At 42.5% G+C, this 16,876-nt stretch carries 16 protein-coding genes; all 16 read left to right on the top strand.

Annotated features, from left to right (window positions below):
* Positions 1-124 precede the first annotated feature (124 nt).
* The 16 genes from ACVX3R_RS08115 to ACVX3R_RS08040 all read left to right on the top strand — a co-directional run bounded on the left by ACVX3R_RS08115 (position 125) and on the right by ACVX3R_RS08040 (position 16,846).
* On the top strand, positions 125-817 hold the full coding sequence (locus ACVX3R_RS08115) for a histidine phosphatase family protein (RefSeq protein ID WP_458794840.1): 693 nt from the start codon (positions 125-127) through the stop codon (positions 815-817).
* Positions 818-976: 159 nt separating this feature from the next.
* On the top strand, positions 977-3,478 hold the full coding sequence (leuS, locus tag ACVX3R_RS08110) for a leucine--tRNA ligase (RefSeq protein ID WP_458794839.1): 2,502 nt from the start codon (positions 977-979) through the stop codon (positions 3,476-3,478).
* Positions 3,479-3,652: 174 nt separating this feature from the next.
* Complete coding sequence (locus ACVX3R_RS08105) at positions 3,653-4,066, top strand: YjdF family protein (protein WP_000407104.1); 414 nt, start codon at positions 3,653-3,655, stop codon at positions 4,064-4,066.
* A gap of 499 nt (positions 4,067-4,565) precedes the next feature.
* A complete protein-coding gene (locus ACVX3R_RS08100) occupies positions 4,566-5,432 on the top strand; it encodes an ABC transporter ATP-binding protein (protein ID WP_009729706.1) in 867 nt (288 codons plus the stop codon).
* A complete protein-coding gene (locus tag ACVX3R_RS08095; RefSeq protein ID WP_458794838.1) occupies positions 5,432-6,274 on the top strand; it encodes an ABC transporter permease in 843 nt (280 codons plus the stop codon). The genes ACVX3R_RS08100 and ACVX3R_RS08095 overlap by 1 nt, the downstream gene beginning before the upstream one ends.
* Before the next feature lie 18 nt (positions 6,275-6,292).
* Positions 6,293-6,748 carry a LytTR family DNA-binding domain-containing protein gene (locus ACVX3R_RS08090; RefSeq protein WP_458794837.1) on the top strand — a complete coding sequence of 152 codons (456 nt, stop codon included), beginning with the start codon at positions 6,293-6,295 and terminating at the stop codon, positions 6,746-6,748.
* 9 nt (positions 6,749-6,757) lie between these two features.
* Complete coding sequence (locus ACVX3R_RS08085) at positions 6,758-7,177, top strand: DUF3021 domain-containing protein (RefSeq protein WP_458794836.1); 420 nt, start codon at positions 6,758-6,760, stop codon at positions 7,175-7,177.
* 94 nt (positions 7,178-7,271) lie between these two features.
* Positions 7,272-7,967, top strand: a complete 696-nt coding sequence (locus tag ACVX3R_RS08080) for a GNAT family N-acetyltransferase (protein ID WP_458794835.1) — start codon at positions 7,272-7,274, stop codon at positions 7,965-7,967.
* 11 nt (positions 7,968-7,978) lie between these two features.
* The gene (locus tag ACVX3R_RS08075) at positions 7,979-8,395 is read left to right on the top strand and encodes a GNAT family N-acetyltransferase (RefSeq protein WP_458794834.1); all 417 of its coding nucleotides are present in this window, start codon (positions 7,979-7,981) and stop codon (positions 8,393-8,395) included.
* A gap of 487 nt (positions 8,396-8,882) precedes the next feature.
* A complete protein-coding gene (gene ruvB, locus ACVX3R_RS08070) occupies positions 8,883-9,881 on the top strand; it encodes a Holliday junction branch migration DNA helicase RuvB (protein ID WP_458794833.1) in 999 nt (332 codons plus the stop codon).
* A complete protein-coding gene (locus ACVX3R_RS08065; RefSeq protein WP_458794832.1) occupies positions 9,862-10,446 on the top strand; it encodes a nucleotidyltransferase family protein in 585 nt (194 codons plus the stop codon). Before ruvB ends, ACVX3R_RS08065 begins: the two co-directional genes overlap by 20 nt.
* A gap of 209 nt (positions 10,447-10,655) precedes the next feature.
* Positions 10,656-11,414: an isoprenyl transferase gene (locus ACVX3R_RS08060; RefSeq protein WP_458794831.1), complete on the top strand. Its 759-nt coding sequence runs from the start codon at positions 10,656-10,658 to the stop codon at positions 11,412-11,414.
* 8 nt (positions 11,415-11,422) lie between these two features.
* The gene (locus tag ACVX3R_RS08055; protein WP_458794830.1) at positions 11,423-12,226 is read left to right on the top strand and encodes a phosphatidate cytidylyltransferase; all 804 of its coding nucleotides are present in this window, start codon (positions 11,423-11,425) and stop codon (positions 12,224-12,226) included.
* A 15-nt stretch (positions 12,227-12,241) separates the two neighbouring features.
* Positions 12,242-13,498, top strand: coding sequence for an RIP metalloprotease RseP (gene rseP / locus ACVX3R_RS08050; protein ID WP_458794829.1), 1,257 nt, complete (start codon positions 12,242-12,244; stop codon positions 13,496-13,498).
* 16 nt (positions 13,499-13,514) lie between these two features.
* Complete coding sequence (locus tag ACVX3R_RS08045) at positions 13,515-15,368, top strand: proline--tRNA ligase (protein ID WP_458794828.1); 1,854 nt, start codon at positions 13,515-13,517, stop codon at positions 15,366-15,368.
* A gap of 98 nt (positions 15,369-15,466) precedes the next feature.
* A complete protein-coding gene (locus tag ACVX3R_RS08040) occupies positions 15,467-16,846 on the top strand; it encodes a glycoside hydrolase family 1 protein (protein WP_458794827.1) in 1,380 nt (459 codons plus the stop codon).
* Positions 16,847-16,876 lie beyond the last annotated feature (30 nt).

Below are 16,876 nucleotides of genomic sequence, written 5' to 3'. Positions count from 1 at the left end.
TCTCCTAGGGAAGCTACCATGAGGGTAGCTTTTCTTTTGGATAATTTACAAATGTTGGCTTTGCTTTTGAAAGCCGAATATTTCTTTGATCCATGATATAATAGAAGAAAATGGAGGATAGAAAATGTCTAAAGTAAGATTGTATTTGGTCCGTCATGGGAAAACGATGTTTAACACGATTGGACGTGCTCAAGGATGGAGTGATACGCCTCTAACCGCAGAAGGTGAGTTGGGAATCCATGAACTGGGAATTGGCTTGAGAGAGTCTGGTTTACAATTTGACCGCGCTTATTCCAGTGATTCAGGGCGCACCATTCAAACTATGGGAATTATCCTAGAAGAACTTGGTTTGGAGGGAAAAATCCCTTACCGCATGGATAAGCGAATCCGTGAGTGGTGTTTTGGTAGTTTTGATGGGGCCTATGATGGGGACCTCTTTATGGGCTTGATTCCGAGAATTTTCAATGTGGACCATGTTCACCAATTGTCTTATGCTGAACTGGCTGAGGGTTTGGTAGAAGTTGATACAGCTGGCTGGGCTGAAGGTTGGGAAAAACTCAGTAGTCGAATCAAGGAAGGCTTTGAAGCGATTGCTAAAGAAATGGAAGAACAAGGTGGGGGTAATGCCCTCGTTGTGAGCCATGGAATGACCATTGGGACCATTGTTTATTTGATTAATGGTATGCATCCGCATGGTCTCGATAATGGTAGCGTGACGATTCTTGAATATGAGGACGGTCAGTTTAGCGTTGAGGTTGTTGGTGACCGTAGTTATCGAGAGCTCGGACGTGAGAAGATGGAAGAAATAAAAAATTGATAGAAGTTAGCTCCGATTAGGGGCTAATTTTTTTCCTGTTAAATAAGGTGGATTTGCGACTCAGTATTTCTTGTTATCCAAGTCTAAAAGAACATTTCTCGTCTTTCAAATTCCCCTAAAAATGGTATAATAGTAACATCATACAATTGGAGAAATAGCATGAGTTTTTACAATCATAAAGAAATTGAGCCTAAGTGGCAGGGCTACTGGGCAGAACATCATACATTTAAGACAGGAACAGACGCTTCAAAACCGAAGTTCTATGCTCTCGATATGTTCCCATATCCTTCAGGAGCTGGATTGCACGTAGGACATCCAGAAGGCTATACAGCAACGGATATTCTCAGCCGTTACAAACGTGCGCAAGGCTACAATGTCCTTCACCCAATGGGGTGGGACGCCTTTGGTTTGCCTGCAGAACAATACGCCATGGATACGGGGAATGACCCAGCAGAATTTACAGCTGAAAATATTGCCAACTTCAAACGCCAAATCAATGCGCTTGGCTTCTCTTATGACTGGGATCGTGAAGTCAATACAACGGATCCAAACTACTATAAGTGGACTCAGTGGATCTTCACCAAACTTTACGAGAAAGGCTTGGCTTATGAAGCGGAAGTCCCAGTAAACTGGGTTGAGGAACTAGGAACAGCTATCGCTAACGAAGAAGTCCTTCCTGACGGAACTTCTGAGCGTGGAGGCTATCCAGTTGTCCGCAAACCAATGCGCCAATGGATGCTCAAAATCACTGCCTATGCGGAGCGCTTACTCCATGACTTGGATGACCTTGATTGGCCAGAGTCTATCAAGGATATGCAACGCAACTGGATCGGGAAATCAACTGGTGCCAATGTCACCTTTAAAGTGAAAGGGACTGACAAGGAATTCACTGTCTTTACTACTCGTCCGGATACTCTTTTCGGTGCGACCTTTACCGTTTTGGCTCCTGAGCATGAACTAGTAGATGCTATCACAAGCCCAGAGCAAGCTGAGGCAGTAGCTGACTACAAACACCAAGCTAGTCTCAAGTCTGACTTGGCTCGTACCGACCTTGCCAAGGAAAAAACAGGGGTTTGGACTGGTGCTTATGCCATCAATCCTGTCAATGGAAAGGAAATCCCAATCTGGATCGCGGACTATGTTCTTGCTAGTTATGGAACAGGTGCTGTCATGGCTGTGCCTGCCCATGACCAACGTGACTGGGAATTTGCCAAACAATTTGACCTTCCAATCGTAGAAGTGCTTGAAGGTGGAAACGTTGAAGAGGCTGCTTACACAGAAGACGGTCTTCACGTCAACTCTGATTTCCTAGATGGACTGAACAAAGAAGAAGCGATTGCTAAAATTGTAGCTTGGTTGGAAGAAAAAGGTTGTGGTCAAGAGAAGGTTACCTACCGTCTCCGCGACTGGCTCTTTAGCCGTCAACGTTACTGGGGTGAGCCAATCCCAATCATTCATTGGGAAGATGGGACTTCAACAGCTGTTCCTGAAAGTGAATTGCCACTTGTCTTGCCAGTCACCAAAGATATCCGTCCTTCAGGTACTGGGGAAAGCCCATTGGCTAACTTGACCGACTGGCTTGAAGTGACGCGTGAAGATGGCGTCAAGGGTCGTCGTGAAACAAACACTATGCCACAATGGGCTGGTTCAAGCTGGTACTACCTCCGTTATATTGACCCACACAATACTGAGAAATTGGCTGATGAGGATCTCCTCAAACAATGGTTGCCAGTCGATATCTATGTGGGTGGTGCAGAACACGCTGTGCTTCACTTGCTTTACGCTCGTTTCTGGCATAAATTCCTCTATGACCTCGGTGTTGTTCCGACTAAGGAACCATTCCAAAAACTCTTTAACCAAGGAATGATTTTGGGAACAAGCTACCGTGACCACCGCGGGGCTCTTGTGGCAACTGATAAGGTTGAAAAACGTGATGGTTCCTTCTTCCATGTGGAAACAGGAGAAGAGTTGGAGCAAGCACCAGCCAAGATGTCTAAATCACTTAAGAACGTGGTCAACCCAGATGATGTGGTGGAACAATACGGTGCCGATACCCTTCGTGTCTATGAAATGTTCATGGGACCACTTGATGCTTCTATCGCTTGGTCAGAAGAAGGTCTAGAAGGAAGCCGTAAGTTCCTCGACCGTGTTTACCGTTTGATTACAAGTAAAGAAATCGTTACGGAAAACAATGGTGCTCTGGACAAAGTTTATAACGAAACTGTTAAGTCTGTAACAGAGCAAATCGAGTCTATGAAGTTCAACACAGCCATTGCCCAACTGATGGTCTTTGTCAACGCTGCTAACAAAGAAGACAAGCTTTATGTGGACTACGCCAAAGGCTTTATCCAATTGATTGCACCATTTGCGCCTCACTTGGCAGAAGAGCTCTGGCAAACTGTTGCAGCAACAGGTGAGTCCATCTCTTACGTAGCTTGGCCAACATGGGACGAAAGCAAATTGGTTGAAGACGAAATTGAAATCGTCGTCCAAATCAAAGGAAAAGTCCGTGCCAAACTCATGGTTGCTAAAGATCTATCACGCGAAGAATTGCAAGAAATTGCTCTTGCTGACGAAAAAGTCAAAGCAGAGATCGATGGTAAGGAAATCGTGAAAGTGATTGCGGTACCTAACAAACTCGTTAATATCGTTGTTAAATAAGAAAAGAATCCTTCAGATTTAGAATCTGGAGGATTTTTAAATTGGATTATGCTATAATAGTCCCAACTAAGATAAAAACACAGTTCTGGTTGGTAGTCCAGACGTAGGCAAGCCTATCAGTAACCTTCCTCCTTGATTGTCCATTCTTAGGGATAGATTTAAGGAGGTGCTGTCGTGGAAATCGTTTCAATTGGCTTGACAGTTTATTTTGAAGATGGATTTTGGCATGGATTGTTTGAACAAGAGTACGAGGGAACTTATCAAGTTTGTCGAGTGACATTTGGTCAGGAACCAAAAGAGGATGAAATTTTGAAACTTTTACAGACTCAGTTTGTTCGGTTATCTTTTAGTCCAGAGGCGACAGTCAAACAGCATGTGAAGATTAAGAATCCGAAGCGTCTGCAGCGAGCTGTAAAGAAACAGGTGAAGCAGAAAGTTTCTTCTAAGTCACAAGAGCTTTTACAGTTGCAGCACGAGGAACAAAAAAAGCATTCAAAACAACAGTCTAGTCTCCAAAAGCAATTGCTCAAGCAAGAGAAATTTGAACGCAAACAGCAAAAACGTAGAGAGAAGCACAAGGGGCACTAGTGACTCTCTCTTTCATAAAATAGAACAGCTCTTCTTGGATAACAAGAGCTGTTTTTGCTTGTATTGAAGATTTCTTTCCTAATAGATAGACTTATCGTTAATGGCAGTTTCAAATTCAGGACCATACTTGCTTACTTCAAATTCAATCCTGCCCCATTCAGCATTTTCATTTTACTAGAAGGGAGTGTGTGTCATGATTTCTGATTCATTTTTTATTGTTTGCTTTGGTGAGAACAATACTACCGACTTTTGGCTTTTTCTGCTAGATGTGGTAAAACACCTCTTTTATAGCGCATGTTTTAAAAAATAATGTTTGGTTGTAAGTGATTTTAAACTTCCTCTAGTGATTCGATAGGAGAAAAACGGTTGCAGCCTGAACCACTTTAACTTAGCCCCCATTATTTTACCACTTGTCCTTTCATTTTAACTGTTTATCTCAAAAGTCGATTTTTCTTTCATTCTTTTTGTTAAACTAGTGAGGTAAAGAGGAGGGGAAAATATGATTTTACAAGCTAAACATTTGACTAAACGGTACGGTAATCATATGGCTGTCGATGATATTCAGTTAGAGTTTGAAAAAGGAAGTTTCAATGCTATTTTGGGACCCAATGGTGCAGGGAAATCAACCACTATTTCCATGTTAATCGGTTTGAAAAATCCGACACAAGGTCAGATTCGATATGCGCCAAATACGAAAATTGGAGTTGTTTTTCAAGCTAGTGTACTGGATGAGATGTTGACGGTTAGGGAAAATCTCACGATTCGTGCTCAACAGTATAAGGAGATTGCAGCAAGTCGTGTGGATGATTTGATCCATCAACTGGGTTTGACGGCTTTCCAGAAACAACTCTATGGAACCTTGTCAGGTGGACAAAAACGTCGGGTTGATATTGCGCGTGCTCTTCTTTCGCGACCAGATATTCTTTTCTTGGATGAACCAACGACAGGTCTTGATATTCAGACTCGCAAATCCATCTGGGATCTACTGTATCGACTACAAAAGGATGAAGGGATGACTATTATCTTAACGACTCATTATCTGGATGAAGCAGATGAAGCGGATCAGATCTATATCGTTGATCATGGGAAAGTGATTGCGCAAGGTTCTGCGACTGCTATTAAAAGTCAGTATGCATCTAATATCCTAAAAATTCGTTTTAAGGAAATGAAAGATTTAGAAAAGTTGCTACAGACTGGAATGACAGTAGAGGAAGAAAACGAGTTGGAATATCTTTTTTATCCAAGGACGTCACAGGAAGCCATTGAATATTTGGCAAAAGTTCGAGAAGAAATTGATTCTTTTGAGTTTCGCCCAGGTACTATGGATGATGCCTTTATTGCACTTACAGGAAGAGAGGTTCGCTAATGCTAGCTTTATTGAAACGGAATTTTATCTTATATTTTCGTAATCGTTCGGGAGTATTTTTCTCATTATTGGGGGCATTGATTTCCTTCCTCCTTTATATCATTTTTTTGCAGAAGAACTTGACGGATGCTTGGTCCCAACTCCCTGATAATACGAACCTTTTAAATAACTGGCTGATGGGTGGGACCTTGGCTGTGACTGGGATGACAACCAGTTTTACGGCTCTTACACAAATGGTACAGGATCGTGAAAATCAAGTGGATCAAGATCTCTTCTTGACAGATTTAGGTAACTGGGGCTTACAGACGTCCTATCTAATCAGTAGTATTGTCATTTCTTTTGTCATGCAGGTGTTTATGTATGCTGTTATGAGTTTTTATTTTAAAGAGAGCCCAGTTATCAGTCATTTACCGGAAATCGCTTTGATTATGTTGTTAAGCAGTCTGCTTTCAAGTTTGGTAAATGTTCTCTTGATTTACCGTTTTCAATCTGTAGATAGCCTTGGGAAACTGGCAACGATAGTGGGAACTGCTTCTGGATTTTTAGTAGGAACTTATATCCCTATTGGAGTATTACCTGATTCTGCACAGCTTTTCATGAAATGTACCCCTGCAACTTATATTGCTTCTCTTTATCGACAAGTCTTAATGAAAGAGCAGTTAGAGACCGCATTTTCAGGAAACAACAGTCTGTTACAGGAATTTCAAGAAAAAATGGGAATCCAAATCAACTGGCAAGAACTATTGACAAAGGGAGAAACATACTTTATAGTGGTTATTATCAGTCTCGTCGCTATTCTTCTTTGGCTTTTATTTGTTAAAGTGTTTAGCAAGAGAAAATAAAGATGTATTGGAGAGAAAATGAAGATTCGTTTTGAAATGAAGACAGAGTTTTCAGAAAAAGACCCACACATTTTAATTCAGGCAGCTCAGTTAACTGACCAAGCAAGAGAAGTCATGGAGTATTTAGAACAATTTTCAACGACTAATCAGGTGGTCATTCCTATTCGAACGGATGATCATCTGGTTATGGTAAAAATTGAGGATCTTATTCTAGCAGATATCGATAAGAATTTGTTGACCATTTATACGGTAGACGGGATTTATAAAACTAAGGAAACATTGATAAACTTTCAGAATCGGATTAACCGGCGTAACTTCATACAGATATCACGTCATTCAGTTATAAACATTGACCATCTAGAGTCATTATCGGATAGCTTTTCAGGGAACATGATGGCTAAGATGACTCGGGGTATCAAATCTAGTGTGAGTCGGAAATACGTTAAGTCCTTAATGGATTATCTAGGTTTATAGGAGAAAATCATGAAGCGATTGATTGCTTATTTTGTATCGGGAATGCGGACGGCCTCCTTTGTTTATTTGAGTTTGGTGTTATTGGTTCAGTTTTATTCAGGTATTACCTATCCTGCACCAACGACAAAGAATATTCTAGCTTTGTTTTTGATGAGCGGAATTATGGGGGTATTGACCTTAATCCTTGAAAGGCTAGAGTTTCTTGCTTATAGTATGCGTGTAGGAGTTCATTTATTAGCGACAGCTACTATTTTAGTATTAACCTACCTATTTTTTGGCTGGGGTTCAGCATTGTTGAGTCCCTTGTTGTGGTTCTTTTTCTTGTTAATTTATGGACTGATATGGTTGTACCAGATCTGGCAAACTCACAAACTCACCCAACGAATTAATCAAGCCTTAGAAGATAAAAGAAAGAAAACGAATCACTAATGTAGTGTTGAGGATGAGGTTTGAGGAGAGTGCTAGTTTCCATATAGAGCAATTTAGGATATAGTATTTTCAGCGTAAAACAAGGAGAAAAACGATGCCAGTAAATGAATATGGTCAGATGATTGGTGAGCCAATGGAAGGTTATACACCAGGTAAATTGCCTGCTATTGATTTCTTAGAAGGGCGCTACGCTCGGATAGAGGCTCTTTCGGTGGAAAAGCATGCGGAGGATCTATTAGCTGTCTATGGTCCAGATACGCCTCGGGAGATGTGGACTTACCTCTTTCAGGAGCCAGTGGCAGATATGGAGGAACTAATCAGCCTTTTAAACCAGATGTTGGCTCGTAAGGATCGTTTTTTCTATGCTATCTTGGATAGGGAGACGGGCAAGGCCTTGGGAACTTTTTCGCTCATGCGCATTGACCAAAACAATCGCATAGTTGAAGTTGGGACTGTTATCTTTTCTCCAGAGCTCAAGGGGACACGAATAGGGACAGAAGCCCATTATCTCTTGGCGCACTATGTTTTTGAGGAGCTTAACTATCGTCGCTACGAGTGGAAATGCGATGCTCTAAATCTTCCATCAAGACGAGCTGCGGAACGTTTAGGCTTTGTCTATGAAGGGACCTTCCGTCAGGCTGTCGTTTATAAGGGGCGAACTAGAGATACGGATTGGTTGTCTATGATTGATAAGGACTGGCCTCAAGTCAAAGCTCGTTTGGAAGCATGGTTGGCTCCTGAAAATTTTGATAAAAATGGGTGCCAGTATAAGAGCTTGAGAGAACTCTAAGAGGTGATGACATGATTACCGTTAAAAAGCAAGAAGTTGTCAAGTTAGAGGATGCTTTGCATCTCTATCAGGCAGTCGGTTGGACAAATTATACACATCAACCTCAGATGCTGGAGAGAGCCTTGTCTCACTCATTAGCGATTTATCTGGCACTTGATGGTGATGCCGTGGTGGGCTTGGTTCGTTTGGTCGGAGATGGTTTTTCATCGGTTTTTGTCCAGGATTTGATCGTTTTGCCTAGCTATCAACGCCAAGGGATTGGTAGCAACTTGATGAAAGAGGCTTTAGGTGACTTCAAAGATGCCTATCAAGTCCAACTAGTGACCGAACAGACAGAAAAAACCTTGGGATTCTATCGTTCTCTGGGATTTGAAACCTTGTCTACTTATGATTGTACAGGAATGATTTGGGTGGATCGAAAAAGATAAAAAAATCATTTTTTCTTAAGTAAAGTTTAAGTCTCCTCGTGTATTATATAGTTATTAAATAAAGACCTCCTAATACTCTTCGAAAATCTCATCAACCTTCGTTAGAGTCGACTTAGCTAACTATCGTTATGCTTGCGCCTATCTGCCTAGTCTGATTTCGATTTTCATTGAGTACCCTTTATTTAATGAAATCCCAAACTTTTCTTTTTCATCATAATCTCCTAAAGAAGTCACCCAATCAGGTGGCTTTTTTATGACTTGGAGAGGAAAAATCCATTTGGAAAAAAATTTTTAAAAAATGATAAATCAAAGAAAAAGTTAAGTTAGCTTTAAGATTCATCTTGTATCATATAATCATTAAATAAAGACCTCCTAACTTTATTTAATGAAATCCTAAACTTTTCTTTTTCATAATAATCTCCCTAAAGAGGCCACCCAATCAGGTGGCTTTTTTGTTTGTGTCTTGGATTTTTGATATAATAGAGCCATGAGTAGAATTTTAGACAATGAAATTATGGGGGATGAGGAGTTAGTAGAACGTACGCTCCGTCCTCAGTATTTACGTGAATATATCGGGCAGGACAAGGTCAAGGACCAGCTGCAAATCTTTATCGAAGCTACCAAAATGCGGGATGAAGCACTGGATCATGTACTCTTATTTGGGCCTCCAGGTTTGGGGAAAACGACCATGGCCTTTGTTATTGCCAATGAACTGGGAGTCAATCTCAAGCAAACGTCAGGTCCTGTCATTGAAAAAGCGGGTGATCTGGTAGCGATTTTGAATGATTTGGAGCCTGGAGACGTTCTCTTTATTGACGAGATTCATCGCCTGCCCATGTCGGTGGAAGAGGTGCTCTATAGTGCCATGGAGGACTTCTACATTGATATCATGATTGGGGCTGGTGAAGGTAGTCGCAGTGTTCATCTGGACTTGCCACCTTTTACCTTGATTGGTGCAACGACACGTGCGGGGATGCTCTCAAATCCTCTACGGGCACGTTTTGGGATTACGGGTCATATGGAATACTATGCCCACGCCGACTTGACGGAAATTGTTGAGCGGACAGCAGATATTTTTGAGATAGAAATCACTCATGAAGCTGCAGCTGAGTTGGCCTTACGTAGTCGAGGAACCCCTCGTATCGCCAATCGTCTCCTTAAGCGCGTGCGCGACTTTGCCCAGATTATGGGGGATGGGGTTATCGATGATGTGATTACCGATAAGGCATTAACCATGCTAGATGTTGACCATGAAGGCTTGGACTATGTGGATCAAAAGATTCTTCGTACCATGATTGAGATGTACGGTGGTGGTCCTGTCGGTTTAGGAACTCTTTCTGTTAATATTGCCGAGGAGCGTGAGACGGTCGAAGATATGTACGAACCCTACCTCATCCAGAAAGGATTTATCATGCGAACTCGTTCTGGACGGGTGGCGACAGCTAAGGCATATGAGCATTTAGGCTATGAATACAATGAAAAATGAGCAAGAAATTCTAGATGCTTTCAGAGAAAATCCAGATATGATGACTATTCTGACCATCATTCGTAACCTTGGTCTGAAAGATTCGTGGTTGGCAGCAGGTTCTGTCAGGAATTTCATCTGGAATCTCTTGTCAGACAAATCGCCTTTTGATCATGAAACGGACGTGGATGTGATTTTCTTTGATCCAGATGTTTCTTATGAGGAAACAGTATCCCTAGAGAAAAAGCTGAGAGAAGATTTCCCTCAGTATCAGTGGGAGTTGAAAAATCAGGTCTATATGCATCTGCACAGTCCCCACACTATGCCCTATACCAGTTCCTGTGATGCGATGGCTAAGTATCTTGAACGCTGTACGGCGATAGGGCTTCGCTTGCATGCAAATGCAACTTTAGAGCTCTTTGCGCCTTATGGTTTAGAGGATGTTTTAAAGTTTCAAGTTTCTCCGACTCCTCATTTTTTAGAGAATGAGGACCGGATGGAGCTCTATCAGGAACGCTTGTCCAAGAAAAATTGGCAAGAAAAATGGGAAAATCTCACTTTTTCAAAAAACTTAAGAAAAGTTTAAGTTAGGAACGGTATACTAAGCCCATAAGTTAAGAGGAACTTAACTTAAACTCCTAAAACTTTTTCATAATAATCTCCCTATAAAATAAAGTCGCCCAATCAGGCGGCTTATTTTTTGTTACTTACAAGTAATGATAGTAACTTAGCAATAGAAGAAAATAGGGAAGTATGGTATAATAAAACGATAGATTTTTGAATAGGAATAAGATCATGTTTGGATTTTTTAAGAAAGATAAAGCTGCAGAAGTAGAGGTTCCAATACAGGTTCCTAATCATATTGGCATCATCATGGATGGAAATGGTCGCTGGGCTAAAAGACGCATGCAACCACGGGTTTTCGGACACAAGGCAGGGATGGAATCCCTTCAAAAGGTGACCAAGGCGGCCAACAAACTGGGCGTTAAGGTTATTACGGTCTATGCTTTTTCTACGGAAAATTGGACGCGTCCAGATCAAGAAGTCAAGTTTATCATGAACTTGCCAGTCGAATTTTATGATAACTATGTCCCTGAATTGCACGCAAATAACGTTAAGATTCAGATGATTGGGGAGACAGACCGTTTGCCTAAGCAGACTTTTGAAGCTTTGGCAAAAGCAGAGGAATTGACTAAGAACAATACGGGTTTGATTCTCAATTTTGCTCTTAACTATGGTGGACGTGCTGAGATTACACAGGCTGTTAAGCTGATTTCTCAGGATGTTTTAGATGCGAAAATCAATCCGGGTGATATCACAGAGGAATTGATTGGCAACTATCTCTTCACTCAACATTTACCTAAGGATGTGCGAGATCCGGACTTGATTATTCGTACCAGTGGAGAATTACGCTTGAGCAATTTCCTTCCATGGCAGGGAGCCTATAGTGAGCTCTATTTTACGGATACCCTGTGGCCTGATTTTGACGAGGCAGCCTTACAGGAAGCAATTCTTGCCTATAATCGTCGTCATCGCCGATTTGGAGGAGTTTAGGAGAAAATATGACCAAGGATTTACAAGAGAGGACACTGTTTGCCGGACTGGCTCTGCTTATCTTCCTTCCCGTCTTGTTTGTTGGCGGGCTCCTGTTGCAGATAGGGATTGGCTTGATAGCTATGCTGGCTGTTCATGAGCTCCTGCACATGAAGGGACTAAAGACTATGACCATTGAGGGCACCTTGACCCTCCTTGCAACCTTTGCTCTCACAATCCCCTTAGAAAATTACCTAACTTTTTTGCCGGTTGATGGCAATGTAGTTGCCTACAGTGTTTTGATTACAATAATGTTAGGGACAACCGTTTTCAGTAAAAACTATACAATTGAAGATGCTGTCTTTCCGATTGCTGTGAGTTTTTATGTTGGTTTTGGTTTCAATGCCTTACTAGATGCTCGTATAGCTGGATTTGATAAGGTTCTTCTGGCTCTCTTTATCGTTTGGGCGACAGATAGTGCAGCTTATCTGACGGGGGTGAATTTTGGTAAGCATAAGTTAGCCCCGAGGGTTTCTCCTAATAAGAGTATTGAGGGCTTTGTTGGGGGTATTCTAGGTGCGGTACTGATAACAGTACTCTTCATGCTAGTGGACAGTACAGTTGCTCTTCCCTATGGAATTTATAGGATGAGTCTTTTTGCCGCCTTCTTCAGTGTGGCAGGCCAGTTTGGTGACTTGATTGAGAGTGCCATGAAACGCCATTTCGGTGTCAAGGATTCTGGAAAATTTATCCCTGGACATGGTGGTGTGTTGGATCGCTTTGACAGCATGTTGGTTGTGTTTCCAATGATGCACTTATTTGGCCTGTTTTAAAGAAAGGAATTTTGAATGATTGGATTGCTAACCTTTATCCTCGTTTTTGGGATTATAGTGGTGGTGCATGAGTTTGGACATTTTTATTTTGCCAAGAAATCAGGCATTTTAGTTCGTGAATTTGCCATTGGTATGGGGCCCAAGATTTTTTCCCATATCGGTAAGGATGGCACTGCTTATACCATTCGAATCCTTCCTCTAGGAGGCTATGTTCGTATGGCAGGCTGGGGTGATGATGCGACAGAAATCAAGACAGGAACTCCAGTCAGTTTAACACTTGCCGACGATGGTAAGGTCAAACGGATCAACCTCTCAGGAAAGAAACTGGATCAAACGGCTCTTCCTATGCAGGTAACTCAGTTTGACTTTGAAGACAAGCTCTTTATCAAGGGGTTGGTCTTGGAAGAAGAAAAGATTTTTGCAGTAGATCACGATGCAACAGTTGTTGAGGCAGATGGTACCGAAGTACGTATCGCCCCTCTGGATGTACAGTATCAAAATGCTTCTATCTGGGGCAAGCTCATCACCAACTTTGCAGGTCCCATGAATAACTTTATCTTAGGTGTTGTTGTTTTTTGGATCTTGATCTTTTTGCAGGGCGGTGTTAGAGATACTCAGACCAATCTCTTTCATGTCATGCCAGAGGGTGCTCTGGCTAAGGTGGGTGTGGCTGAAACCGCCCAAATTACCAAGGTCGGCTCGCATGAGGTTAAGAATTGGCAAGACTTGACCCAGGCTGTTGAAGCAGATACCAAGGACAAGACAGCCCCGACCTTAGATGTGACCATTTCTGAAAATGGTAGCGAAAAACAAGTCACGGTGACTCCAGAAGAGAATCAAGGACGTTATATTCTTGGGGTTCAACCGGGAGTCAAGTCAGACTTTCTATCCATGTTTGTTGGTGGATTTACAACTGCAGCTGACTCAGGACTTCGTATCCTTTCGGCTCTGAAAAACTTGATTTTCCATCCAGATTTGAACAAACTCGGTGGTCCCGTTGCTATTTTTAAGGCAAGTAGCGATGCTGCTAAAAATGGAATTGAGAATGTCCTCTACTTCCTAGCTATGATTTCCATCAATATCGGGATTTTTAATTTGATTCCGATCCCGGCTTTGGATGGTGGAAAGATTGTGCTCAATATCCTAGAGGCTATCCGCCAGAAACCCCTTAAACAAGAAATTGAAACCTATGTCACCATGGCTGGTGTAGTTATCATGGTTGTCTTGATGCTAGCTGTGACCTGGAATGACATTATGCGACTCTTCTTTTAGATAATCGAGGAATATTATGAAACAAAGTAAAATGCTAATCCCTACGCTTCGCGAAATGCCAAGCGATGCTCAAGTTATCAGCCACGCCCTTATGTTGCGTGCTGGCTATGTTCGTCAAGTTTCTGCCGGTGTTTATTCTTACCTACCACTTGCTAACCGTGTGATTGAAAAGGCTAAGAACATCATGCGCCAAGAGTTTGATAAGATTGGTGCGGTGGAAATGTTGGCTCCTGCCCTTCTCAGTGCCGATCTCTGGCGCGAATCAGGTCGTTATGAAACCTATGGTGAAGACCTTTATAAACTGAAAAATCGTGAAAAGTCAGACTTTATCCTAGGTCCGACACACGAAGAAACTTTTACAGCTATTGTTCGTGACTCTGTGAAATCTTACAAGCAATTGCCACTCAACCTTTACCAAATCCAACCGAAATACCGTGATGAAAAACGTCCACGTAACGGACTTCTCCGTACGCGTGAATTTATCATGAAAGATGGCTATAGTTTCCATGCTAATTACGATAGTTTGGATGTGACTTATGACGAGTACAAGGCGGCCTATGAACGAATTTTCACTCGTAGTGGTTTGGATTTCAAGGCTATCATCGGTGACGGTGGTGCCATGGGTGGTAAGGATAGCCAAGAATTTATGGCCATCACTCCTGCTCGTACAGACCTCGACCGCTGGGTTGTCTTAGATAAGTCAGTTGCCTCATTTGATGAAATTCCTGCAGAAGTGCAAGAAGAAATCAAGGCAGAATTGCTAAAATGGATGGTTTCTGGTGAAGACACCATTGCCTACTCAAGTGAGTCTAGCTATGCAGCTAACTTAGAAATGGCAACAAACGAGTACAAATCAAGCAACCGTGTCGTTGCGGAAGAAGAAGTGACTCGCGTCGAAACTCCAGGTGTTAAATCCATCGATGAAGTGGCAGCCTTCCTTAACGTGCCAGAAGAGCAAACGATTAAAACTCTCTTCTACATGGCAGATGGAGAACTTGTTGCAGCCCTTTTAGTTGGAAATGACCAACTCAATGAAGTTAAGTTGAAAAACCACTTGGGAGCAGATTTCTTTGATGTTGCGAGCGAAGAAGAAGTCGCAAGTGCTGTTCAAGCCGGCTTTGGTTCGCTTGGCCCAGTTGGTTTGCCAGAAAATGTGAAAATCATTGCAGACCGTAAGGTACAAGATGTTCGCAATGCTGTTGTAGGTGCTAACGAAGATGGCTATCACTTGACAGGTGTGAACCCAGGTCGTGACTTTACTGCAGAATATGTGGACATTCGCGAAGTTCGTGAGGGTGAAATTTCCCCAGACGGACAAGGTGTTCTTAACTTTGCGCGTGGTATCGAAATTGGGCACATCTTCAAACTCGGAACTCGTTACTCAGCAAGCATGGGAGCAGATGTCTTGGATGAAAATGGTCGTGCTGTGCCAATCATCATGGGTTGTTACGGTATCGGTGTTAGCCGTCTCCTCTCAGCCGTTATAGAGCAACACGCTCGCCTCTTTGTTAACAAAACGCCAAAAGGTGAATACCGTTATGCTTGGGGAGTTAACTTCCCTAAAGAATTGGCACCATTTGATGTGCACTTGATCACTGTCAATGTCAAAGATGAAGAAGCGCAAGCCTTAACAGAAAAATTGGAATCCAACTTGATGGGAGCTGGTTACGAAGTCTTGACAGATGACCGTAACGAACGTGTCGGAGTCAAATTCAGCGATAGCGACTTGATTGGGTTGCCAATTCGCATTACTGTTGGGAAGAAAGCAGCCGATGGCATTGTAGAAGTTAAGATTAAAGCGACTGGTGACACCATCGAGGTTCATGCAGATAACTTGCTTGAAACGCTTGAAATCCTAAGCAAGAAATAAAAACTATAATCAGAAGAAAAACAAGGCAAAAATGTAACTAGTTTTTACCTTGTTTTTTCTATATAATGGGGGAAATGAGTAAATGAAGAGGTAAAGCTATGCTAAAATTTCCAAAGGATTTTGTCTGGGGTTCCTCCACTTCTGGACCACAGACAGAAGGACGAGTGCCAGGTGATGGCAAGGGAGATAATCTCTGGGATTATTGGTATCAGGTGGAGCCAAACCGCTACTACAATGGGATTGGACCTGACAAGACATCGACTTTCTATGAGAACTGGGAAAAGGATATTGAGCTTTTGGTAGAGACTGGTCACACAGCCTTCCGAACTTCTATCCAGTGGTCTCGCATTTTCCCACAAGGCTGTGGAGAGGTCAATCCACAAGGGGTGGCTTTTTATCGTCAGGTCTTTGAAGCCATTAAGGCCAAGGGAATTCGTCTTTTAGTCAATCTCTATCATTTTGACCTGCCATTTGCCCTGCAAGAAGATGGGGATGGATGGGAAAATAAGGCAACCGTCAGGGCCTATGAAGACTATGCTCGTTTTTGTTTTGAGACTTACGGTGACTTGGTGGACCAATGGATTACCTTCAATGAACCCATCGTCCCCGTAGAATTTGGTTATTTTTATGATGCCCATTATCCTCACAAGGTAGATGCTAAGGCGGCGGTTAAGGTTGCTTATCATACGCAATTGGCTAGCAGTCTTGCGGTTAAGGCCTGTCATGAGATTTTGCCTGATTCTAAGATTGGGATTGTCCTTAACTTGACACCAGCTTACCCACGTAGCCAGCATCCCGCGGATGTCAAGGCTGCTCGCATTGCCGACCTCTTCCAAGCCCAATCTTTCCTAGACCCGTCTGTCTTGGGAGCTTATCCAGAAGAGTTAGTAGAGATTTTAGCAGAGCATGATTTGTTGCCGGATTCTACAGCAGAAGAGTTGGAGCTCATTCGTGATCATACTGTGGACTTCCTTGGGGTCAACTACTACCAACCTTTGCGTGTCATGGCGCCACGTTTTGCTAAACATCCTGATAGCCCGCTTTTGCCAGAGCATTTCTACGAACCTTACGTCATGCCGGGCCGTAAAATCAATCCTCACCGCGGTTGGGAAATCTACGAGCAGGGGATTTATGATATCGCTCAAAATATCAAGGAAAACTATGGTAATATTGAGTGGATGTTGACAGAGAATGGCATGGGTGTTGAAGGGGAAGACAAGTTCTGTGAGAATGGCATGATTCAGGACGACTATCGTATTGATTTTGTCAAAGGGCATCTGCGTGAACTCCACCGTGCGATTGAAGACGGGGCCAACTGCAAGGGCTACTTGATTTGGACCTTTATCGACTGCTGGTCATGGCTCAACAGCTATAAAAATCGCTACGGTTTGGTTGAGCTTGACTTGGAAACACAGGAACGTCGTCTAAAAAAATCAGGCCACTGGTTCAAGGAACTTAGCAACCATAATGGATTTTAAGAATAAAAAGAGTGAGATGGTGTTCATCTC

The sequence above is a fragment of the Streptococcus sp. 517s genome (genome assembly GCF_054445985.1).
Note: the sequence above shows the minus strand (reverse complement) of the source record. Positions and strands in the feature narration are given on the sequence as shown.